Source organism: Chryseobacterium tongliaonense, assembly GCF_041224435.1.
Taxonomy (GTDB): domain Bacteria; phylum Bacteroidota; class Bacteroidia; order Flavobacteriales; family Weeksellaceae; genus Chryseobacterium; species Chryseobacterium tongliaoense.
This window is the reverse complement of record NZ_JBGFFD010000003.1, coordinates 177121-199863: the sequence shown is the minus strand read 5'-3', so window position 1 is coordinate 199863 and position 22743 is coordinate 177121. Positions and strand designations below refer to the sequence as shown.

Sequence of the window (22743 nt, the reverse complement as noted above, 5' to 3'; positions counted from 1 at the left end):
TTTATTTATTTTTTTTATCGTTTTTAATGAATGTATCAGTCTTTTTGTCGTACCCGTAAGGACAATGTCTGCAGCCGCTTTTACAGCAATATCCTCTTTTCAGATGAAATTTTTCTGTAAAAACCTTGTACCCCTGTTCATTATAGTAAAAGTCTTCACCTTCTTTGATGTCATATTGGGCCATAAGTTAAATCTCTAAGTCAAAAAACTTTATATTTGTTATTATGATAATTGTATGCCAAAAGCCATTAAAAAAATTAAAAATTAACGGTATTGCTCTTTTTCCCTTTATCTTCATTAGGAAACCCGAAGATAAGGAAAATAAAACACTTATCAATCACGAAAAAATCCATTTAAGACAGCAATTTGAATTGTTGATTATCTTCTTTTATATCTTTTATGTCGCAGAATATTATTATTGGTTTTTTAAACTGAAAAACAGCTATCTGGCCTACAAACGAATCTCATTTGAAAGAGAAGCTTACGCAAATGAACATGATCTGAACTATCTCAAAAAAAGACAATTCTGGAATTTCCGGAAATACTTGTAGAAGTTATGAATTATAAGTTATGAATGATGAGTTATGAGTTTTCCTGAGTGTGGCCAAAATTCCCCTTCCCTGAAGGGATGGATTTTTGTGAAACAAAAGGACGGGGTAGTTAAAAAATAAGATACAAATATTTGTGTAAATCTGTGAGATTCGTGGTTAAAAGCAACTCCTTTTTTTAATATCAATGTCCCTGCAAACTTTAAAAAAGTATTATTTTTGTTGAATAAAGTTGAAAATGCTGTTAAAACTTCCAACAGAAACGATTCCCATTCAGGAAATTCCGGTTCATAAAAATGTAAAGCTTTTTATGAAAAGAGAAGACCTCATTCATCCTCAGATTTCAGGGAATAAATATTGGAAACTGTTTTATAATATCAATCATTATTTAGAAACAAATCCTGAAAACCCGTTTATCATCACTTTTGGCGGAGCATTTTCAAATCATATTTCAGCCGTTTCAGCCGTAGGAAAACTATCGGAAGTTCCAACCCTGGGACTTATAAGAGGTGAAGAATTACAGGATAAATGGCGGGATAACCCCACATTACTGTTCGCTAAAAGAAACGGGATGAATTTAAAATTTATTACCCGGGAAGAGTACCGTAATAAAGAAAAACTATCTGAATTTTTGACCCATGAATTTCCGGATGCATTGATTGTCCCGGAAGGCGGAACCAATCAGGAAGCTGTAGAAGGCATAAAAATGATGCTGAATAATGAAACAAAAGATTTTGATTATCTTTGCACCGCAGTGGGAACCGGAGGAACAATTGCCGGAATTTCCAGATTTTGTGAAGATAATCAGAAAGTTATAGGTTTTAAAGCTGTTGATGACTCTTCCTTAGAAAATAAAATCAGAGAATTAACCTTAAGGGAAAATTTTGATCTAATAGATTCAAGTTTTGGAGGTTATGGTAAAATAAAAGATGAAAACATCCGTTTTATCAATGATTTTAAAGAGCGTTACGGTATTCCGCTGGAACCGGTATATACAGGAAAGATGATGCAGAAAGTAATGGAGCTTATTGATGAAGACTATTTTCCTGAAAACAGCAGAATCTTGTGCTTTCACACAGGAGGATTGCAGGGGATAGAAGGAGCAAATTTGCTTTTAGAAAAACAAAACAGAAAATTAATTATATAAGTAAATATTGAAAAACATGAAAAGACTTTTCTTACTCATAAGCCTTTTAGTTTTATCAAAATTCTCAGCCCAGACCTGGGCTACTGAAGATCAATACATTCAGAAATTTGCCCAATACGCAGTAGAAGAGATGGAAAAATATAAAATTCCGGCTTCTATTACCCTTGCCCAGGGACTTTTAGAAACGGGTGGCGGGCAAAGCAGATTGGCTCAGGAAGGCAAAAACCACTTCGGAATTAAATGTAAGGAAGACTGGACCGGCAGAACCATGAAACATACCGATGATGCTCCTAATGAGTGTTTCCGTGTGTATGATGATCCGAGACAGTCTTATGAAGACCATTCTATATTTTTATCAACAAGAAAATATTACACAGGTCTTTTCAATCTTGATATGAAAGATTATAAGGCGTGGGCATATGGATTAAAAAAAGCAGGCTATGCAACCAATCCGCGGTACGCTTCCATTCTGATTGGCAAGATTGAAAGATATAAATTATATGAATTCGATAATGTGAATTCTAAAGAAGTTCTGTACGCAGTTCTTAAAATGTATCCTGATTTAAAAGATGACAGAGCTTTTATGGCACAAATGAATCCTTCCAAAGTGACCCAAAAAGAACAGGTTACCGTTACGGTTCCTTATAAGCAGACATCTTATGCTCAACAACAGAAAAGAGTAGAAAGAATCAAAACAAAAGCTGAAATTCTCAATTCCATACTGGTGAAAAATCATCCCAATGAAGGATTGAAATATATCGTAATTCCTGAAGATACCAATGTGAAATTCATTGCCAACAGATTCAAAATCAGCGAAAGCAAGCTGATGAAATGGAACGAGCTGGAAAGTGAGGTTTTACAGAAAAACGATATTATTTTCCTTGAATCTAAAAATTCCGCCGGAAATACAGCAACCTATAAAGTTGAAAGCGGAGAAGATATGCATGATATCGCCCAGAAATTCGGAATTAAACTAAATAAATTGTACGCCAAAAACAGAATGGATGAAGGACAACAGCCTTCCAACGGACAATTGATTTATCTGATCGATAAAAAACCAAGAAATTAATTTATAGTTTAACAGCTGAGAGTTGAGAGTTGAAAATATGTTCAGCTCTCAACTCTTAACTTTTAACACTCAACTGACCATATGAAATATCAAAGAAGTTCGGCTTTATTCGATGAAGCTTATCAATACATTCCGGGAGGAGTAAATTCTCCGGTACGTGCGTTTAAATCAGTAGGAGGTGTTCCTGTTTTCATGAAATCTGCCAAAGGAGCTTACCTTACCGATGCAGATGACAATACCTATATTGACTACATTAATTCGTGGGGACCTGCTATTCTGGGACATACGCACCCGGAAGTTCTGGAAGAATTGAAAATTCAGGCGGAAAAAGGTTTCTCTTTCGGGGCTCCGACAGAGCTGGAAACTGAAATCGCTAAATTCATTATAGAAAATGTCCCGAATATTGATCAGATCAGAATGGTCTCTTCAGGTACTGAAGCATGTATGAGCGCTGTAAGACTGGCAAGAGGATATACCGGAAGAGATAAGATCATCAAATTTGAAGGCTGCTATCACGGACATTCCGATTCTTTTTTGATTAAAGCGGGAAGTGGTGCTGCAACATTCGGAAATCCAAATTCTCCGGGGGTCACCCAGGGAACTGCAAAAGATACATTATTAGCCCGTTATAATGATATGGAGCAGGTGGAAGATCTGTTCCGTCATAACCAGGGTGAAATTGCCGCGATAATCGTTGAGCCTGTAGCAGGAAATATGGGCTGTGTCCTTCCTGAAAATGATTTCTTACAAAACCTGAGAAAAATCTGTGATGAAAACGGAGCTTTATTGATTTTTGATGAGGTAATGACCGGCTTCAGACTGGCTTTTGGAGGTGCTCAGGAACTTTATAATGTAAAAGCTGACCTGGTGACTTACGGAAAAGTGATCGGTGGTGGTCTTCCGGTAGGAGCTTTTGCAGGAAGAAATGAAATTATGGATCACCTGGCTCCAAAAGGAGGCGTTTACCAGGCAGGAACATTGAGTGGAAATCCTTTAGCAATGAGAGCAGGTTTGAAAACCCTTCAGATCATTAAAAATGATGAAAACTTCTTCAACAGGCTTAATAAGACAACGGAAACTTTAGATTTTGAGATCGGAAAAATCCTGAACGAAAAAGGAATCGCTCATAAAATCAACAGAAAAGGTTCTATGATGTCTGTTTTCTTCCATATCAACAGGGTTTCTAATTTTGATGAAGCACAACAGGCCAATCATGCCCTGTTCAACAATTTCTTTCATCAGCTATTGACCAGCGGGATATATCTTCCACCAAGTGGATACGAAACATATTTCATCAGTGATGCGATTAAAGACCGGGAAATTGATATGACCCTGGAAGCAGTCAGAAATTTTCAATATGCTAATTAAAATATAATAATAGGATGAGATTTGAATCTCGTCCTATTTTTTGCTTCACAATTCAATAAATAATACAGATATTGTTATAAACCGTACTGCTTATTCAGTTCCTGTCTTTTTAATTTTGTAACAAATAGATTGGAAATGAACATCTCAAACAATATATCACGCAAAAATTTCATTAAAAGTTCAGCATTGGCAATGGCAGGATTAACTTTAGCATCCAACATGATGACGGCAGCTTCAATTTTTGATCATGAAAATGTGCCTTCAACAGGGAAATTAAGCCTTAAAAACGTTCGTCTCGAAACTGGCTTTAATTATGAAGAGGGAGAGGTGATTTCTACCAAAACTAATCTGTTTTATATTGAAATTGAAAATGGGAAGATCTCAAAAATAGCTCCGAACCAACCCAATGCAAAGGCAATTGATGCCAAAGGGTTGTTAATGCTTCCTGCATTTAAAGATATGCATATTCACCTGGATAAAACCTTTTACGGTGATCAGTGGCAGGCGGTCAGAAAAAGGTCCGGCGGCGTTAAAGGGATGATTGCTTTAGAACAGAAAATGCTTCCTGAAATGTTGAAAAATTCAACCTTCAAAGCAGAGAAGATGATTGAATTGTTGCAGTCAAAAGGATCTTCTTTTGCCAGAAGTCATGTGAATATAGAACCTACTTCCAAACTTGATTCTCTGAAAAATCTGCAGAAAGCTTTGGAGAATAAAAAGAAAACTTTCGGAGCCGAGCTGGTTGCTTTTCCTCAGCATGGCGTGTTTTATACAGATTCAGTCCCGTATCTGAAAGAGGCTGCAGCGATGGATATTGATTTTATTGGTGGAGTAGATCCATTTACGATTGACGGAGCCATTGAAAAAATAGTTGATTTTACAGTTCAGCTGGCTTTGGATCATAAAAAAGGGATTGATATCCATCTGCATGAAAGTGGAGAATCAGGGCTGAAAACAGTAGAATATTTAATTGATAAGGTAAATGAAAATCCTGTGTTAAAGGGAAAAACCTATTTGAGCCACTGTTTTGTCTTAGGAAAACTGGATAAAACAAAGCAGGAAGAAGTTATTGAAAAATTAGCCGGGGCACAGATCGGAGTTGTCTCTACCATCCCGTTTGGAGGCCTGATAATGCCAATCCCTCTTTTGTACAAACATAAGGTAACGGTAATGACGGGCAACGACAGTATTGTTGATCACTGGAATACTTTCGGAATAGGAAGCGTGTTGCAGAAAGCCAATTTAACGGCTCAGCTGTACGGTTATTCAACAGAATTTTTATTGTCAAGAAGCTTAAAACTGGCGACAGCTGATATTCTGCCGTTAGATGACCAGGGAAAGCAACAGTGGCCGAAAACGGGAAATAATGCTGACTTGGTTTTTGTGGATGCAAGCTGTTCTGCCGAAGCGGTTTCAAGAATTTCTGCAGTTAAATCATTAATTCATCAGGGAAATATTGTTTTTTAAAGAAAGGTGACAGCCGCTCTTGTAAAATTTGCTTATTTTAGAAAGTAAATTAGAGTAGAATGAGCCATCAGTCCGACCATTTTCCCGTTTTAGGAATTCAGGAATTTAATGAAAACAAATCACCTGTCTGCCATCTGCTTTTTAATGAATTGCACGGGGAAAGGTCTATTGATGAACCCCATAAGCATGATTTTTTTATCATCAACCTGTTTGAGACCGGGAAAGGTTCGCATACCATTGATTTTGTAAAATATGCGGTGGAAGATCACCAGATTCATGTGGTTTTTCCTGATCAGGTACATCAGTGGGTGATTGAAAAAGAAACGATCGGATATCAGCTGATGATCAGCCGGGAATGGTTTGAAAGTTTTCTTCCGGCTCTGAGGTTTTCGGCTTCTTATTATCAGAATCATCCTGTTATTCACCTTTCCGGAGAAATTTATCAGTTGCTTTTATACGAATTCCGGGCGATTCAGAGAGAACTGAACGGAGGAAATATATTTTGGGAGCTCATTCAGAAAAGGAGTGAGCTGATCGGTTTGTTGATAAGTAAATCGGTAGAAGGCGTTTTTAAAGATTTTGAGATGTATCATTCCAACCCGATTATTTCCAGATTTTTAAATTTAATTGATGTGCATTTTAAGGAGGAACGTTCCGTATCCTTTTATGCAGATAAACTGAATATTTCACCCAATTATCTGAATATTGTCTGCAAAAAAAATCTTAAAGCTTCTGCATCTTCTCTCATTCAGAATCGTATTTTATTGGAGGCCAAACGCTTGCTCAAAGTTTCGGAAATGTCGGTAAAAGATATTGTTTACGACCTCGGGTTTTACGATCATGCCAGCTTCTCAAAATTCTTTAAAGCCCAGACAGGAATGACCCCATCACAATTTAAAGAATAATTCATACAAAACATGAAACGATTTATACACCTCTGAAAAATCAGACTGCGGTAACTTTGCAGTATTAAAATCAGAATTATGTCATTACCATCCGATAATATAGCCAAAGATCATTACACATTAAAAAACGTTCGTCTGGAAACAGGGTTCGAATATGATAACAATGATATTGTTAAAACCAAAACAGATTTATTTCGTATCGAAATTGAAGCGGGAAAAATAAAAGCTGTAAAACCTAATGATGTACATGCAGATGCTGTAGATGCCAAAGGGAAACTGATGTTACCAGCATTTAAAGATATGCACATTCATCTTGATAAAACATTGTACGGATTACCATGGCAGGCACTTTCGCCCAAAAGGAAAACCGTGAAGGATATGATTGCCTACGAGCAGGAGATCATTCCTGAACTTCTGACCACTTCGGTAGAACGGGCGGAACAGCTGATCGACTTACTGCAAAATTACGGGACAGGTTTTGCAAGGACTCATTTTAATATCGATCCTACTTCGGGTCTTAAATCTTTAGAACACCTGGAAAAAGCACTGGAAAACAAAAAAGATTCCTTTGGTGCTGAATTGGTTGCTTTTCCGCAACACGGTCTATATTATACGGATTCAGCTCCTTTGATGAAAGAAGTAGCACAGATGAAAAGTGTCGGTTTTATCGGAGGTTTAGATCCGTTCAGCATAGACGGAAATATTGAAAAGGTAATGGATTTTACGGTTCAGCTGGCATTAGATAACAATAAAGGTATTGACATTCATTTGCACGAAGCAGGTGATTCCGGAATGAAAACAATTCATTATTTAATAGATAAGGTAAATGAAAACCCTCAGCTTCAGGGAAAGACGTTTGTAAGCCATGCTTTTGCATTAGGACATCTTTCTTCAGGCGAGACCGAGGAAATTGCAGAAAAACTGGCACTGTCAAAAGTGGGTATTGCTTCTTCCGTGCCGTTCAGGGGAACAATTATGCCAATCCCTGTGCTGAAAAAACATGGCGTTGAGGTTTTGATCGGAAATGATAATGTACAGGATTATTGGAGTACTTTCGGCTCCGGTAATATGCTGCAGAAAGCAAATCTGATCGCTGAGCTATACGGCTATGAAACAGAATTTGAGCTTTCAAGGACATTGCAGTTTGCTACACAGGATATTCTTCCGTTGGATGATAAAGGAAATCAGCAATGGCCAAAAGCCGGAGACCAGGCAGATATTGTTTTAATCAATGCAGGTTGTTCGGCAGAAGCAGTTTCCAGAATATCAAAAGTTGAAGCCTTGATGCATAAGGGAAATCTGCTATGGAAAAATTAAAGTTTTTTACTATTTATTGCGCCCATTGAAAAATATTTTTTCAATGGGTATTTTTTTATTTTTTATTTTTCATTAATTTTGAAAAAATCTTGTTAACATAATGTTAATAATAAATTTAAATAATAAAAAGCTTTTATAGTTTAGAAAAAAATAAATTCGCGCAGATATTGTTTGGAAATGTGTAATGGGTAAATGTGCAGTCTTTTAGTATCTTTTTTACATAAAGATCAGTATTTTACTTTTTCAAAATTAGATAATATTGAATGGCCTATAAATATAAAGTAGCATGAATTATTCAAAATTGAGTTATAAAGAAATGCTTTTCCTCTATGCTTTTTTGAGGCAGATGGATTTGTCGCTGGACAGAAGCAGATGGACTTCTGTGAAAGAACTCCAGGATTATTATCTGGATAGAATATCTCCTGAGCAGATGATCAACTATTTGAACTCAAAGTTGAATCTTTCTTCTGAAGATTTAAATCATCTGAATGAGCCAACTGAAATTTCCTTTAAAGATAAATTGAAATTGTTCTTTAACAAAAACCTCCTGACAAAAAAGGAAGCTACCGACCTTTATCATCTTTTATTATTATTTGATCAACATCTTAAATCCGGTTCAAAAGAATATACTGTAGAAACAGAAGGATTAAGAATGGATATAGGACGATTCTACTCAAGGGTTCTGAAACCAAGGATTTCTAAAAGAAGTGTGAAAAGGCTGATGAAAATAGAACATTATGAACAAAACCGATTGATCAAAACGACAGAGTTAAAAAAAGTGGTTCCGAAAGATTTTTTTAAATGACAGGAAATAAGCAACAAAATATTACTTAATTGAACAGAAGTATAAAATTCTTTCATGAGTTCTTTTAAGTAGAAAATTAAGCTAGCTCCCCCGGAAAATATTTCCGGGGGAGTTTTTATAGCAGAGTTAGCCGGATAAGCATTATTGAAAATCAAATCCCCTCGGAAAATTCTTTCCGAGGGGATTTTTTAATTTGATATGAAGAAACTAATTACTTAATTTTAGTTCATTGCATCACCAGTATCGTAGCTGGATAGACCGGTCCATCCTTTAGCCCAATCAGGTAAAGCAGTACCGCTTCCCGCACCTAATGCAGCAGGATTGGTAGTGAATACACCAGACATATCCGGAGCCGGAGCTTTAGCTTTCCAAGGTGTTGTTACGTTTACTAATTTTACGTTTTTAATGTAAGATCCACTTGTAAACCAGTTGTACGTTCTGTCAGTTTCAAAATCAAGACCAGTTGAGTAGTTAGCAATTACGATATTATCGAATTTACCGTTAGAACCAGCTCTGATTTTTAATCCCTGAGATTCAGAACCTCCAGAGTTTCCTAAGAAAGTAGCATTGGTGATTGTAGGGTTAGAAACTCCGTTTCCGTTTGTTGTATTAGGATCTGTATCCTGAGTATCAGCTTCAATACCTCTGTTTCCTGGCTCAGCAGCATTTTGGTATTGTTTTTTTCTGGCAACATACAGGAAGTTTGCAGTTCCTTTGTAACCTTCTGTCCAGTCAAAACCATCATCTCCAACTCCTGTTACTACGATATGGTCTACATTCGGGCTACCTCCGAAACATTCTACACCGTCATCAGCACCGTCAGTTACATATACATAAGAAATTGTAGTTCCGCTACCAACTCCGAATAAAGAAAGTCCGTTAAATTCTTTCTCAGGGTTATATTTAAAACCACTGTCTTTGATGATTACATATTTAATAACACCAGAGTTGTCATTGTTATCATTACCTCCATAGATCAAGTCTCCTAATTCTGAAGTAGAAGTTCCTGAAGCACTTCTGTTTGATGGAGCATTACCTAAAAGAACGATTCCTCCCCAGTGACCTTGTTTGTGTGAAGTTCCTTCAAATGTTACAGGGCTTGTTGCTGTACCATTGATGAAAAGTTTACCACCTCTGTCAACGATCAGATAGTTGGCACCTTCAGCTACAGTGATTCTTGTTCCTGCAGGGATGATAAGGTTTGCACCATTTTCTACTAATACTCTTCCAGTGATTGTATATACTTTTGTTGGGTCTAAAGTTACCGTAGTTCCGGCAGCAATTTTTCCCTGGAAGTTACTTGGGTCTACAGAAGACGGGTTGTCTATTGTTTCGTCATCAGAACTGCTACATGAAATTGCTGTTGATGAAAACGCTGCCACTAAAGAAAGACAAAAAGCGGCTCTTAAAATTGTTTTTTTCATAACTTTATCAGATTTAAATTATATTAAAATTTGTATGACAGGCTTAATCCAACCTGACGTCCTTTTGTGTAATCTTTGTGAATGAATGTTGCGCCTGTGTTTTGTTGTTCTATTTTATAATGCGGGTTCAGTAAGTTCTTAGCAGAAATACCGATTCCGATTTTATCTAATGTGAAGTTTAAGTTGGCATCAAGGATATTTCTTGCCACTTCATAGAAATTTCCGATTCCTCCGGTTCCTACAGTATAAAGGTTTTTTCCTACACGTGAATAAGAAGCTACAAAGTCTAAGCTGTTCACATTATTCCACTTGTAGTTATATCCTAAATTAACATTGGCAATGAAATCGGCAACCCCTTGCATATCATCTTTTTTCTTAGAGAAAACAATGGTTTTACCGCCGTTTTCTTTAGCTAATTCTGTTTCAGATTTAAATTCCTGTTCAGAATGCATATAGGTTCCGTTGATGAAAGTATAGATTTTAGAGTTGCTCCAAGAATAAAGATCTTTTCTGAATTCCAATTCAGCTCCGTAAATATAACCCCAGTTCGCAATATTGAAATACGTCATATCACTTGGTGCAGAAGTAGCATAAGTGGTTCTTGCAATCGGATTCTGGATGTATTTTCCGAAAGCCGTAACAGACAATACTTCACCTGATTTAGGGAATAATTCCCATTTTAAATCAACATTGTAATTATCTGACGGGTAAAGGTATTGGTTACCATAGGTATTGGTAGTTACATCATAATAAGCAATCGGGATGATCTCTTTTGCCTGTGGTAATGTATAAGTTTTTGAGAAAGCAAGTCTTAAATTCTGCTTATCATTGATGCTGTATTTTGCATTTAAAGCAGGTAAGAATTTATTGTATTGCTTATTCTTTTTACCTTCTCCGAAAGTAGAATCTGTCCAGTGCATTTTCATATCGATATAATCGAAACGGCCTCCTACCTGAACGATGAATTTATCAGAAAGGGTGATATCTACATTTGCAAGCCCTGACTGGATATTCTGTTTTACCGTATAGAAGAAAGGTGTGAATAATTTATTGCTGGGCTGGAAAGTCTGATAACTGAATAAAGGATTGTTTTCAGCATTAATGAATGCATCAATATTCTCAGGATCCACCGGTGTTACAAAATTAAAGTTCATACCGATAGTGGTATTCTCAAATTTTCTGTCTTTATACTGACCGTCGTATCCTATAGTTATCTTAAATCTTTCAAGATTTTTGGTAAGATAAGCGTGTCCTAAAACCGTGTTATCTTTTAATTCATCAAAATACCTGTGGTTATTGATGGCACTTCCTGCAATTAGCTGTAAGTTTTCAGCATCAATAGTATTCTGCATACGGTCAGGTCTTTTGCTGTTCAGCATGTTGTACCCAACTGCCCAGTCTGCATTCCAGGTATCACCCAATTTGTGAGTACCCAATAACTGGTTTACCCAGGTGCTTGTAATTTTGTTATCCCCTCTGTTAATGATTACATTTCTGTCAACATCATAAGAATAACCTTTAAATATTTTAGCGGTCTGATCAGAAGAGTGGATGAAATTGGAAGTGAAATTAATTTTGTTATTACTGTTGAATTTGTAACCTAAATTCACTAAAGCAGTAGTATTCGTTTTATAATTGGAACGTTGTACGTCTGTGAAATTTTTACTCGCAGTACCGTCTCTGAAGTAGAAACCTTCCTGCCCTTCACTGAATTCATATGAGTTTTCATATCCTGCATATCCGAAGAAAGAGAACTTACCGAAGCTTGCCCCGCCTTCAATATTCATATCTGTATTGAATGGGTTGTCTGCATTTTTAAAGTTCCATTTTGTTTGGAAAGGATATTTTTGATAAGGATTTCCTTTAGTGAATTTAGTTTCTTTAAATCCGAAGAATCCCGGAGCTCCGTCCTGTACCTTGAAATTGTTGTTATCAAAAGTCTGCAGGTTGATGCTGCTTCCCAAACCTATTTTGAAATAAGGTTTTCCCGTGTGCTCCTTAGAAACGATATTTACATTTGCCCCTCCGAAGTCACCAAGAATTCTGGGATTGTATACTTTATCTAATGAAATATATTCAATCATTGAAGTTTTGAAAATCTCAAGATTGACGTTTTTATTTTCAGGATCGTCAGACGGAATAGGTAATCCGTTTAAAGTGGTGCTGTTATATCTGTCACCTAAACCTCTTACAAAGATCTGTCCGCTTCCTTCCTGCTTTTGAGTTCCGGTAGCTTTTGTTACGGCAGTAGCGGCATCACCTACACCTTGCTTGGCAAGCTGTACGGATCCTACACGCTCAATAACTTCTACAGACTTCTTTTGTAAATTAATAAGGTTAGCTTCGGTTCCTTTTTTAGTAGATCCTTTGATAACTACACCTTCGATCTTTTTTTCGTTCTTTACAGAATCTTTTTTGGTCTCTTGAGCGTAAAGTAGAGTTCCTGATGTTGTCAAAAACAAAACTGCGATACTCAGTTTTCTAAAATTCATTTTCTTTTTTACTATATTCTTTCGCTGCAAAGGAATGAAAGATTAAGGGTGTAAATGGTTTAGTAAAATTTAATTTTTTCTTAACTAAATATTAATAAAACAATATAATTGTTAATTTTATATGAACGATAGCCGTTTTGTTAAACTGTGATTTAAAAATTATTAACTTTGACTCAGTAAAAATTAAAAATGAACCAAAAGAAAATCCTTTTAATAGACGATGAGCTGGATATTTTAGAGATTCTGTCTTACAATTTAGAAAAAGAAGGTTACGACATCTATACCGCTACCAATGGTAATGAAGGAATAGATAAGGCAAAGGAAATTGTTCCCGATCTTATCTTATTAGATGTAATGATGCCTGAAAAAGACGGAATTGAAACCTGCCAGGAACTTCGTAAAATAAAAGAGCTTCAAAAAACACTGATTGTTTTCCTTTCCGCAAGAAGTGAAGAATTTTCTCAATTAGCCGGTTTTCAGGCAGGAGCCAATGATTACATTGTAAAACTGATCAAACCGAAAATCCTTATCTCTAAAGTAAATGCTTTATTACAATTGACTTCTCAGGTTTCCGATAATGCCAAATTAATCGAAATCGGAGATCTTGTAATTGATAAAGACAACTTCAGAGTCTCAAAAAGCGGACAGCAGTTTTTGCTTCCTAAAAAAGAATTTGATCTGTTGTATTTACTGGCTTCCAATACGGAGAAAGTTTTCAAAAGAGAAGAGATCCTTGAGAAAGTCTGGGGGAATGATGTAATCGTAGGAGAAAGAACGATAGACGTTCATATCAGAAGATTAAGAGAAAAATTAGGAATCAATACCATTCAGACATTAAAAGGAATAGGGTATAAGCTGATCGTTTAATACGATTAAAATACCTACCTTTACTTTATAACCCATAAAAAATTGTAAAATTGAAATTTTACAGGCTTACCCTTGTCGCATCATGTCTTCTGACATTGGTGATGTTTCTGCTAGTAATCATTTTTGATTCACTGAAGGATATCTATTATAAGACTCCTTTTTTTAAAATCGGATTCTTTTTATGCATCATCTTTATTTTCATTGTTAATTATGTAGTTCTCGAACTTCTCTTCAACTATTACGGTAAAAAGCAGGTTCGTGGGCTTTCCCAGCTATTGCCACAGGAAATAGTTCATGATAATGATGAAAATATCACGATCAAGGAACTGGGTGAAAGGTTTTCAGATCTTAACCAGCAGAAGGTTACCGAGATCGACATGATGAAAGAGATGGAAAGCTACCGTAAAGAATATATCGGAAATGTTTCCCATGAGCTTAAAACTCCATTGTTTTCAATTCAGGGATATGTGGAAACCTTACGTGAAGGTGGTGTTGAAAATATGACCATCCGGGATAAATATCTGGAAAGGATAGATATTTCCGTGGAAAGGCTGATTGCCATTGTTACAGACTTGGATATGATTAACAGGCTGGAAGCCGGGGAAATCAATCTTACCGTCTCTAAATTTGATGTTAACCTTTTAATAAAAGAAATTTTCGACCTGCTTGATCTTGAGGCGGTGAAGCATAATACAACGCTGCAGATTCAGACTTTGCATCCTCAGATTTTTGTAGATGCTGATAAACAGAAAATTTCACAGGTTTTCATCAATCTTGTTTCTAATGCGATTCACTATGCCAACAGACAGGAAGCAAAAGTGGTGGTAAAAACAAGTGTTCTGAAAAATAAAGTCCTGATAGAAGTCATAGATAACGGGATGGGAATAAAACAGGAAATCTTACCGAGGATTTTCGAAAGATTCTATCGTGTGGAAACCAGCAGAAGCCGTAGAGAAGGAGGTTCCGGCTTAGGATTGGCGATTGTAAAGCATATTCTTGAAGCTCATAATGAAAATATTACGGTAGAGAGTGTCTATCTTGAAGGAACGAAATTCAGTTTTATGCTGGAAAAAAGCAAATGATTTCGGCAAAATTTAAGAAAAAAAAATATTTTAAAAAATCCTGAAATATTTTTTTGTCACATCTCATTTATTATATATTTGCAATAGAGATTTATCATAATAACTAAGGCAAAAAGTAATTTAAAAACTGATATGGTTTACAAAATCCGCGTAATATTAGATGCGAAAGAAGATATTTTCCGTGATATCGAAATTAAAGGAAAACAGACGCTATGGAACTTACATTTAGGAATTAAAAGTGCGTTCAGCTTGCAGGGAGATGAGCTTTCAACTTTTAATTTACTTGAAGAAGATGGAACAATAGTAAAAAGTGTTCCGTTAGAAGATATGAGTGACGATGGCGATGGCGAGATTATGTCGGATGTGTATATCGATGAGGCATTTGAAAAAGCAGGAGATAAGGCTCAGTTCCAGTATGGTCTTTTAGACCTTTGGGAATTCTTCTGTGAGCTTATTGAAGTAATTGAAGAAACAAAAGGGGTTAATTATCCTATTACAGTCTACAGATTTGGAAATGTTCCCTTGAAAGCACCAAGCAAAAGCGGAAGTTCAGGAGGGTCAAAAAAGAAATCTGCAATGCCTTTAATGGATGATGATTTCAGTTTTGATGATGATTTTGGAGGAAGCAGCAGCTTTGAAGATGAAGATGACAGCTTCGATGACGAGGAAGAAGAAGACTACAATGATGATGTTTTCGATGATGAAGATGACGATAACGAAGAAAGATAAAATTTCAACATAAAATAAGTACAGCCCCGGATAAAAGTCCGGGGCCTTTTTGTAGAGGAAGATTTCAGGATGAAATCATAAAAGCTACTGATTTAATTGACCTGCAAAGCAAAATTCACCATTCACCATTCACAATTTTACAATTCAACAGTTTAGCAATTTCACCCTTTCACCCTTCTGTTATTAAAAACAATTCCTATTTTTGTTAAAAAGAGATCAATGAGAAAATTAATATTATTAGCTGTAATTGGTCTGGGAATTGTTTCCTGTACTACTCAAAATATGAATAAAACTATGGATTTGCCGAAAGACTGGAAGCATACTACAAATATTTACGAAGTCAATATCAGACAATATACTCAGGAAGGAACCTTCAAAGCATTTGAAAAAGAAATGCCCCGACTGAAATCAATGGGAGTGAAAACACTCTGGTTTATGCCGATTACTCCTATTGCCCAACAAAATAAAAAAGGAAGTCTCGGAAGCCCTTATGCGGCGGCAGATTACACCTCCATTAATCCGGAGTTCGGGACGATGGATGATTTTAAACACATGGTAAATGAAGCTCACCGGTTGGGTTTCAGGGTGATTATCGACTGGGTGGCCAACCATACAGGCTGGGATCATATCTGGACAAAAACCCATCCTGAATTTTATCTGAAAGATCCGGACGGGAAATTTCATATCGCTTCCGGAATGGACGATATCATCGAATTGGATTACAAAAACCGGGAAATGAGAAAAGCAATGATTGATGCCATGAAATTCTGGGTGAAAGAAACCGGCATTGATGGCTTCAGATGTGATCTGGCTTCCTGGGTGGAAGTGGATTTCTGGGAACAGGCGCGTCCCGAAGTTGAAACGATAAAACCTCTTTTCTGGTTGGGCGAATTTGATGAATTGGAAACCCCTGAATACGGGAAAATCTTCGATGCAAGCTATTCATGGACCTGGATGCATAAATCTGAGGATTATTATAAAAAAAATCTTCCCTTACAGGATTTAAAAGACCTGTTGATCAGGTATTCCAATATTGGCGATGCTTCTATGAGGGCATGGTTTACAACGAATCACGATGAAAATTCATGGAACGGAACGGAATATGAAAAATACGGAGTAATCACAAAACCTATGGCTGTATTTTCTGCAACGTGGAATGGGGTTCCGTTATTATACTCAGGTCAGGAACTGCCCAATATGAAGAGATTGGAGTTCTTTGAAAAAGATGCTATTAAATGGACTAATACCTATCAAATGGCTGATTTTTATAAAACCTTATTCAGTTTGAAATCTTCAAACCCTGCTTTAAAAGGAGGGGATTCTAATGTTACCACCTATCTTTTAAATACTACCGCCAACGATAAAATCTTAGCCTACGTACGCAAGAATGGAAAGGATGAAGTGCTGATTGTTTTGAATATGTCAAAAGAGGCTGTGGATTTCAGCATCCAGGATGATCATTTATCCGGAATATTTAAAAATATATTTGACGGAACCAAAAGAGATTTTAATACCGGAAAAGATTTCAATTTTAAAGTTTCGGATTACGCTGTATTTGAAAAATGAATGGGAAGACCAATTAAATTCTGGTTGAAAATGTAGTCTTAATTATTAAACAAAAGGTTATAAACTTAAACAGATCGATAAAAGCGGGCTTTAGCCCGCTTTTTAATTCAAAAATAAAGGCTTTAGCCAAACTTTAAAATGAATAAACAAAATATATTAAACACTGTAAAAACGAAAATCGCAGAAAAAATCGAAACCTTTGAAAATCTGATTGCAGAAACCCGGGCTTCCAACAATGATACTAAAAGCTCCATGGGGGATAAATACGAAACAGGTCGCGAAATGCTTCAGCAGGAAATCAACAATCTTCAGCGACAACTTAATGAAGTGCTGAATCAACAGGCGATTACACAAAAAATAACTTCAGAACCATCAGTGAAAGTCCAGAACGGGGCTTTGGTGAAAACAGATAAAGGGCTTTTTTATATTTCAGTTTCTTTAGGGATAATCATAGTTGATAATCAAAAAATAATGACAGTATCCGAAGAAGCTCCACTGGCAAAAATAATGACGAGGATGAAAGAAGGTCAGACATTTTCTCTTAACAATACCAGTCAGACTATTGAAAAAATTTGGTGATTATTTTTAAATTTCAATGAATATATGGATGTTTGATGAAATCGAAAATAATAAAGTGATTTTAGCTTTTTTTTATTCATATTCTATTGTTTCGCTGTTTAAAATTCAGTTATAATTAAATATTTTTGTGAAATAATTTATGATAATTACTTTGTTTTATTAATATAAAATTATTAAGTGTTTATTTTTAATTATTTATTAAATTGATAACATTTGTTGTTTAATTGTGATTTTTTCGCAATAAAATTAAATATTTTTTGATTTTGTGTTTTTATTATTTTTATATTTGAAGTGATTTAATAACACACCAAATATAATTTTTATGAAAAACAAATTGATTTTTGCGTTTTTTATTCCACTTTTGGTAAGCGGAGTAAGCGTACAGGCTCAGCGGTATGTACAACAAAGAATAAACAGTGAAGATGGCAGATCATCACTTATTCTTTTTAATTCGGGAACGGCAGCCAGGGATCTGGCATTGTCTGACAATGGAAAATTCTTTTCAGAAATTTTAAATCTTCCTGCCGGGTCTAAGATGGTTAAAACTGAATCTGCAAAATTGTTCAGTGATTTTTCCGATGAAAAGTATCAGCTTTACCATCAGGGAATTAAGGTTGAATTTGCCAATTACATATTGCATTATATAAAAGGCAATCTCGTAAGTATGAGTGGCGAAATCTACAATACCGGAGATGTAAATACCCATGCAGATCTCTCAGAATCTGTGGCACTTAATAAAGCGGTAAAGTACATAGGTGCAAAAGTTTTAATGACGAATACAGAACATGGGAAAGATATTGGTTATCAGCCGAAAGGAGAGCTTGTGCTGATTCCTGTTCAGGCTTCGGATGGGAACTACCGACTCTTATTATCCTATAAATTTGATATTTTTTCAGCGGAACCTTTTGTAAGGTCTCACATTTATGTAGATGCCAATTCCGGTGACATCCTGTTTGATGACCCGATTATGAAACATGCAGGTGAAAATGCCCACGGAAAGCTGGCAAATAATATTACTCCTGTCGGTGCGGAAAATAAACCGAAATCAGATTTACTGTCTGTTTTTGTTGCCGGAAGTGCTCAGACAAGATACAGTGGAACAAAATCTATTGAAACCACTCTTTTGAACGGGAAATATGTTTTAAGAGACAATACCAGAGGTGGAGGAGTAAATACCTATACCAATAATAACGGAAATTATACCAATCTTGTAAAAACAGATATTACGGATACCGATAATAACTGGACAACAGCAGAGCATTCTTCAACAGGTAACGATGTAGCGCTGGATGTACAGTGGGGAGTGGAAAAAACATATGATTATTTTAAAAATACATTCAATAGAAACAGCTATGATAATCAGGGAGCAGTACTTAATAACTATGTACATGTAGGAAACTCCTGGGAAAATGCGGCCTGGACCGGAAATGCAATGGTGTATGGCGATGGGGCAACAACTTTTAAACCCCTTGGAGCATTTGATGTTACAGCTCACGAATTGGGACATGCAGTATGTCAGACAACGGCTCAGCTCGCATATCAAAGAGAATCCGGAGCTTTGAATGAAGGCTTTTCCGATATCTGGGGAGCAGTGGTTGAGAATGCATATGCCCCTGAAAAGCAAAATTTCTTGATTGGTGAAGAGATCACCAAAGTATCACCCAATTATTTAAGATCTCTCAGTAATCCGAATTCAGGACTGTCTAAACAGCCGGATACCTATAAAGGAACTTACTGGAAAGATGCGTCAACTACCGGATGTGCAGTTCCAAGCCAGACGCAGAATGATTATTGTGGCGTTCATACCAATAGCGGAGTTATAAACTATTGGTTTTATCTCCTGGTAATGGGCGGTACCGGAACAAATGATATCGGAAACAGCTTTAACGTTACCGGAATAGGGTTTGAAAAAGCGGCAAAAATCGCATACAGACTGGAGACTTCTTACCTTACGGCCAACTCCAATTATACCAATGCAATGACTTACGGGATCCAGGCTGCAAAAGACCTTTTTGGGACTGATTCTGCAGAACATAAAGCGACTCAAAATGCTTTTTATGCAGTAGGATTAGGAACAGCTTATAGCGGCGGAACTCCTGTAACCGATACTCAGGCTCCTACAGCACCTCAGTTGGCAGCATCTTCTACAACGCAAAACTCTACAGCATTATCTTGGAGCGGATCTACGGATAATGTAGGTGTAACAGGATATGATGTCTATAAAGGAACAAGCCTTCTAGGTTCTACCTCTGCAACAACGTATTCAGTAACAGGGCTTTCACCTTCTACGTCATACAGTTTCACGGTAAAAGCGAAAGATGCAGCAGGAAATATTTCATTGGCAAGTAACAGTGTAAGTATAACTACGTCACCGGCTTCTACAGCAACTTACTGTACTTCTTCCGGAAATTCTACAGCAGACGAGCGTATCAGTAATGTGGTATTCGCAAATATCAATAAAGCATCCACAGGTACTTCAGGATATGAGGATTTCACTTCTGTTGTCGGAAATGTAACAAAAGGAAGTTCTTATGCTATTACTATAACGCCGTACTGGTCATCTGTAAAATATAGTGAAGCTTATGCTGTGTATATTGACTTTAACGGTGATGGAGACTTTACAGATGCCGGAGAATTGGCATGGTCAAAAGCAGCAAGCACAACCTCTCCTGTATCTGGAAATATAACCATTCCAACGACTGCCGCAACAGGAGATACAAGAATGAGAGTAATCATGAAATACAGCTCATTGCCTACATCAGCATGCGGAACATTCAATTACGGGCAGGTGGAAGATTATACCTTAAGAATAGCTGCTTCAGGCGCTATTTCATCGCTGACTTCCGACATTTTAGCAGATAACAATACCATCAGCGTTTATCCGAACCCGGTGAATGATGTGATCAATATCAAATCCCGTTCAGGTTTGGAATTCAGATATCAGCTTGTTGATAGTCTTGGAAAAGTGGTTCTTTCCGGAGAAACAAAATCCCAGTCAGTCAATGTAGGATCACTGCTTCCTGGAGTATATGTTCTGTCATTGGATAACGGGAAAGAGAAAAGTACTCAGAAAATTATTAAAAAATAATCCATAATTTTTTGATGAAATAAAACAGCTGTGAAGAGAATTTCACAGCTGTTTTTTTATTAACTTTGAAGTCTGTTATAATTTATTTAAATTCTCAAAATGCAAAATTACCTAGACCTTTTACAGCATATTTTAGACAACGGAACAGATAAAACCGACAGAACAGGTACCGGAACCAGAAGTGTTTTCGGGTATCAGCTGAGATATGACCTTTCAAAAGGCTTTCCTTTGGTAACGACGAAAAAAGTGCATTTAAAATCTATTATTTATGAATTGCTTTGGTTTCTTAAAGGAGATACCAATATCAAATATCTTAATGATAACGGAGTAAGCATCTGGGATGAATGGGCAGATGAAAACGGAGATTTAGGCCCTGTTTACGGAGCCCAGTGGAGAAGCTGGACCGGGGCAGATCATAAAGTGGTAGACCAGATTTCAGAGGTCATTGACCAGATTAAGAAAAATCCGGATTCGAGAAGACTGATTGTTTCAGCATGGAATGTTGCTGAAATCCCGAATATGGCTCTGGCTCCATGTCATGCATTATTCCAGTTTTATGTAGCAGACGGAAAATTGTCTTTACAGCTGTATCAGAGAAGTGCCGATGTTTTCCTTGGGGTTCCGTTCAATATTGCGAGCTATGCATTACTGCTGATGATGGTGGCGCAGGTTTGTGGCCTTGAAGTAGGGGATTATGTTCACAGCTTCGGAGATGTACACATTTACAACAATCATTTCGAGCAGGTGAATAAGCAGCTGGCAAGAGAGCCGAAAGCACTTCCGGTAATGAAACTGAATCCTGATATTAAAGATATTTTCAGCTTCAATTTTGAAGATTTTACCTTAGAAAACTACGATCCGCATCCTGGAATTAAAGCCCCTGTTGCTGTTTAAATTTTACTGAAATTAAAGGATATCTGATGTAACAAATTCTTTTGTTTCATTACTTATTAATGAAATTCATCAGTATGTTTAAAAAAATACTTTTTAGTGTTGCCATTGGAGTTTTTAATCTGAATTTTGCTCAGAATATTGATAAGCAGAAATTAGATAACTACTTCAAAACCCTAGATGATAACCATAAAATAATGGGAAGCTTTGCCATTGCCGACAAAGGAAAGATCATTTACACGAATGCGATTGGGTTTTCTGATGTTGAAAGTAAAAAGAAGGCAGATATCAATACCATTTACAGAATCGGTTCTATAACCAAAACTTTTACAGCCGTTTTAATCATGAAAGCGGTGGAGGATAAAAAATTGACGTTAGAAACCAAACTGAGCAGTTTTTTTCCTCAAATAAAAAATGCAGATAAAATTACGATTGAAAACCTCCTGAATCACAGAAGCGGAATTCACAATTATACTGACGATGAATCGTATATGACTTATTATACACAACCTGTTTCAGAGCAGAAATTGGTTGATATTATTCAAAAGGCAGGTTCCGATTTTGAACCCGGAACAAAATTCAGTTACAGCAATTCCAATTATACTTTACTTACCTATATTTTAGAAAAAGTTTTTAAAAAATCCTATTCTGAACTGATAGAAAAGTACATTACCCAGCCTTTGAATTTAAAGAATACAAAAGTCGGCGGGAAGATTGATGTTTCGAAAAATAATGCCCACTCATATACATACGAAAATGATGCATATGTAAAAAGTACTGAAACAGATATGTCTGTTCCGAGTGGCGCCGGATGCATGGTTTCCACTCCTTCGGATCTTATTTCTTTTATGAATGGCTTAACGTCAGGGAAACTTGGATCCAAAGAAAGCTTTGAGAAAATGAAGCAGTTTAAAGACCATTACGGTTTTGCACTGAGTGAAGTTCCTTTTTATGGCAAGAAGGGTTTTGGCCACAACGGAGGTATCGATCATTTCAATTCCACTTTATATTATTTTCCCGATGGTGAAAAAACTTTTGCCATGATTTCCAACCAGACCAGTTATAACAATAATAACATTGCTATCGTAGCTTTAAGTGCTGCTTATGGAAAAGATTTTGACCTTCCGGATTTTAATGTTCTTACCCTTTCCGAAGCAGATTTAAAGCCTTATGAAGGAACTTATTCTGCGCAGGGAGTTCCTTTAAAAATTAATATCTTTATCAAGGACAAAACATTGATGGCCCAGGCTACAGGGCAAAGCGCATTTCCTTTGGAGGCCACCTCAAAAACAAGTTTTAAATTTGATGCAGCAGGAATTACCATTGATTTTAATGCTGCGAAAAAAGAATTCGTCATTTCACAGGGAGGAACTAAAACCACATTCACAAAAGAATAATA

General features: G+C 36.4%; 19 protein-coding genes. 16 read left to right on the top strand and 3 right to left on the bottom strand.

From position 1 onward, the window contains the following. Nucleotide 1 precedes the first annotated feature (1 nt). Nucleotides 2-184 (bottom strand): C1orf53 family protein, encoded by a 183-nt coding sequence (locus AB8P06_RS08375; protein WP_048502239.1) that lies wholly within the window; start codon nucleotides 182-184, stop codon nucleotides 2-4. Nucleotides 185-224: 40 nt separating this feature from the next. Here AB8P06_RS08375 and AB8P06_RS08370 point away from each other — a divergent pair, with 40 nt between their 5' ends. The 8 genes from AB8P06_RS08370 (at nucleotide 225) to AB8P06_RS08335 (ending at nucleotide 8626) form a co-directional block, all read left to right on the top strand. After that, complete coding sequence (locus AB8P06_RS08370; RefSeq protein ID WP_369840420.1) at nucleotides 225-551, top strand: hypothetical protein; 327 nt, start codon at nucleotides 225-227, stop codon at nucleotides 549-551. Between the two features lie 235 nt (nucleotides 552-786). Further along, nucleotides 787-1695, top strand: coding sequence for a 1-aminocyclopropane-1-carboxylate deaminase/D-cysteine desulfhydrase (locus AB8P06_RS08365; protein WP_369840418.1), 909 nt, complete (start codon nucleotides 787-789; stop codon nucleotides 1693-1695). Nucleotides 1696-1711: 16 nt separating this feature from the next. After that, nucleotides 1712-2764: a glucosaminidase domain-containing protein gene (locus AB8P06_RS08360; RefSeq protein WP_369840416.1), complete on the top strand. Its 1053-nt coding sequence runs from the start codon at nucleotides 1712-1714 to the stop codon at nucleotides 2762-2764. An 81-nt stretch (nucleotides 2765-2845) separates the two neighbouring features. Further along, on the top strand, nucleotides 2846-4132 hold the full coding sequence (gene hemL / locus AB8P06_RS08355; protein ID WP_369840414.1) for a glutamate-1-semialdehyde 2,1-aminomutase: 1287 nt from the start codon (nucleotides 2846-2848) through the stop codon (nucleotides 4130-4132). Between the two features lie 135 nt (nucleotides 4133-4267). Then, nucleotides 4268-5599, top strand: coding sequence for an amidohydrolase (locus AB8P06_RS08350; RefSeq protein ID WP_369840412.1), 1332 nt, complete (start codon nucleotides 4268-4270; stop codon nucleotides 5597-5599). Nucleotides 5600-5658: 59 nt separating this feature from the next. Continuing rightward, nucleotides 5659-6504, top strand: a complete 846-nt coding sequence (locus tag AB8P06_RS08345) for a helix-turn-helix domain-containing protein (RefSeq protein ID WP_369840410.1) — start codon at nucleotides 5659-5661, stop codon at nucleotides 6502-6504. A 78-nt stretch (nucleotides 6505-6582) separates the two neighbouring features. After that, nucleotides 6583-7821 carry an amidohydrolase gene (locus AB8P06_RS08340; protein WP_369840408.1) on the top strand — a complete coding sequence of 413 codons (1239 nt, stop codon included), beginning with the start codon at nucleotides 6583-6585 and terminating at the stop codon, nucleotides 7819-7821. Between the two features lie 286 nt (nucleotides 7822-8107). Further along, a complete protein-coding gene (locus AB8P06_RS08335) occupies nucleotides 8108-8626 on the top strand; it encodes a hypothetical protein (RefSeq protein WP_369840406.1) in 519 nt (172 codons plus the stop codon). A gap of 221 nt (nucleotides 8627-8847) precedes the next feature. Here AB8P06_RS08335 and AB8P06_RS08330 read toward each other — a convergent pair whose 3' ends face one another. Further along, nucleotides 8848-10050: a beta-helix domain-containing protein gene (locus AB8P06_RS08330; RefSeq protein ID WP_369840404.1), complete on the bottom strand. Its 1203-nt coding sequence runs from the start codon at nucleotides 10048-10050 to the stop codon at nucleotides 8848-8850. A gap of 23 nt (nucleotides 10051-10073) precedes the next feature. Then, complete coding sequence (locus AB8P06_RS08325) at nucleotides 10074-12542, bottom strand: TonB-dependent receptor domain-containing protein (protein ID WP_369840402.1); 2469 nt, start codon at nucleotides 12540-12542, stop codon at nucleotides 10074-10076. Between the two features lie 189 nt (nucleotides 12543-12731). On the opposite strand from AB8P06_RS08325, the gene AB8P06_RS08320 reads away from it, so the two are divergent. The 8 genes from AB8P06_RS08320 to AB8P06_RS08285 all read left to right on the top strand — a co-directional run bounded on the left by AB8P06_RS08320 (nucleotide 12732) and on the right by AB8P06_RS08285 (nucleotide 22741). Continuing rightward, a complete protein-coding gene (locus tag AB8P06_RS08320) occupies nucleotides 12732-13409 on the top strand; it encodes a response regulator transcription factor (RefSeq protein ID WP_007842309.1) in 678 nt (225 codons plus the stop codon). A gap of 50 nt (nucleotides 13410-13459) precedes the next feature. Further along, entirely contained in the window at nucleotides 13460-14491 is a 1032-nt protein-coding gene (locus AB8P06_RS08315; protein ID WP_369840399.1) for a sensor histidine kinase, read from the top strand. A 132-nt stretch (nucleotides 14492-14623) separates the two neighbouring features. Next, complete coding sequence (locus tag AB8P06_RS08310) at nucleotides 14624-15220, top strand: IS1096 element passenger TnpR family protein (protein WP_369840397.1); 597 nt, start codon at nucleotides 14624-14626, stop codon at nucleotides 15218-15220. 219 nt (nucleotides 15221-15439) lie between these two features. Further along, entirely contained in the window at nucleotides 15440-16786 is a 1347-nt protein-coding gene (locus AB8P06_RS08305) for an alpha-amylase family glycosyl hydrolase (RefSeq protein ID WP_369840395.1), read from the top strand. A 138-nt stretch (nucleotides 16787-16924) separates the two neighbouring features. Beyond that, nucleotides 16925-17365, top strand: a complete 441-nt coding sequence (locus AB8P06_RS08300; protein ID WP_369840394.1) for a hypothetical protein — start codon at nucleotides 16925-16927, stop codon at nucleotides 17363-17365. Nucleotides 17366-17687: 322 nt separating this feature from the next. Continuing rightward, nucleotides 17688-20453 (top strand): M4 family metallopeptidase, encoded by a 2766-nt coding sequence (locus AB8P06_RS08295; protein ID WP_369840392.1) that lies wholly within the window; start codon nucleotides 17688-17690, stop codon nucleotides 20451-20453. Nucleotides 20454-20552: 99 nt separating this feature from the next. After that, a complete protein-coding gene (locus tag AB8P06_RS08290; RefSeq protein WP_369840390.1) occupies nucleotides 20553-21347 on the top strand; it encodes a thymidylate synthase in 795 nt (264 codons plus the stop codon). A gap of 74 nt (nucleotides 21348-21421) precedes the next feature. After that, nucleotides 21422-22741, top strand: coding sequence for a serine hydrolase domain-containing protein (locus AB8P06_RS08285; protein WP_369840388.1), 1320 nt, complete (start codon nucleotides 21422-21424; stop codon nucleotides 22739-22741). Nucleotides 22742-22743: the final 2 nt, after the last annotated feature.

Bases quoted from the DNA above. Each gene is read 5' to 3' on its own strand.
- AB8P06_RS08375 (WP_048502239.1), bottom strand. From the start codon at position 184: ATGGCCCAATATGACATCAAAGAAGGTGAAGACTTTTACTATAATGAA.
- AB8P06_RS08370 (WP_369840420.1), top strand. From the start codon at position 225: ATGATAATTGTATGCCAAAAGCCATTAAAAAAATTAAAAATTAACGGT.
- AB8P06_RS08365 (WP_369840418.1), top strand. From the start codon at position 787: ATGCTGTTAAAACTTCCAACAGAAACGATTCCCATTCAGGAAATTCCG.
- AB8P06_RS08360 (WP_369840416.1), top strand. From the start codon at position 1,712: ATGAAAAGACTTTTCTTACTCATAAGCCTTTTAGTTTTATCAAAATTC.
- hemL (WP_369840414.1), top strand. From the start codon at position 2,846: ATGAAATATCAAAGAAGTTCGGCTTTATTCGATGAAGCTTATCAATAC.
- AB8P06_RS08350 (WP_369840412.1), top strand. From the start codon at position 4,268: ATGAACATCTCAAACAATATATCACGCAAAAATTTCATTAAAAGTTCA.
- AB8P06_RS08345 (WP_369840410.1), top strand. From the start codon at position 5,659: ATGAGCCATCAGTCCGACCATTTTCCCGTTTTAGGAATTCAGGAATTT.
- AB8P06_RS08340 (WP_369840408.1), top strand. From the start codon at position 6,583: ATGTCATTACCATCCGATAATATAGCCAAAGATCATTACACATTAAAA.
- AB8P06_RS08335 (WP_369840406.1), top strand. From the start codon at position 8,108: ATGAATTATTCAAAATTGAGTTATAAAGAAATGCTTTTCCTCTATGCT.
- AB8P06_RS08330 (WP_369840404.1), bottom strand. From the start codon at position 10,050: ATGAAAAAAACAATTTTAAGAGCCGCTTTTTGTCTTTCTTTAGTGGCA.
- AB8P06_RS08325 (WP_369840402.1), bottom strand. From the start codon at position 12,542: ATGAATTTTAGAAAACTGAGTATCGCAGTTTTGTTTTTGACAACATCA.
- AB8P06_RS08320 (WP_007842309.1), top strand. From the start codon at position 12,732: ATGAACCAAAAGAAAATCCTTTTAATAGACGATGAGCTGGATATTTTA.
- AB8P06_RS08310 (WP_369840397.1), top strand. From the start codon at position 14,624: ATGGTTTACAAAATCCGCGTAATATTAGATGCGAAAGAAGATATTTTC.
- AB8P06_RS08305 (WP_369840395.1), top strand. From the start codon at position 15,440: ATGAGAAAATTAATATTATTAGCTGTAATTGGTCTGGGAATTGTTTCC.
- AB8P06_RS08300 (WP_369840394.1), top strand. From the start codon at position 16,925: ATGAATAAACAAAATATATTAAACACTGTAAAAACGAAAATCGCAGAA.
- AB8P06_RS08295 (WP_369840392.1), top strand. From the start codon at position 17,688: ATGAAAAACAAATTGATTTTTGCGTTTTTTATTCCACTTTTGGTAAGC.
- AB8P06_RS08290 (WP_369840390.1), top strand. From the start codon at position 20,553: ATGCAAAATTACCTAGACCTTTTACAGCATATTTTAGACAACGGAACA.
- AB8P06_RS08285 (WP_369840388.1), top strand. From the start codon at position 21,422: ATGTTTAAAAAAATACTTTTTAGTGTTGCCATTGGAGTTTTTAATCTG.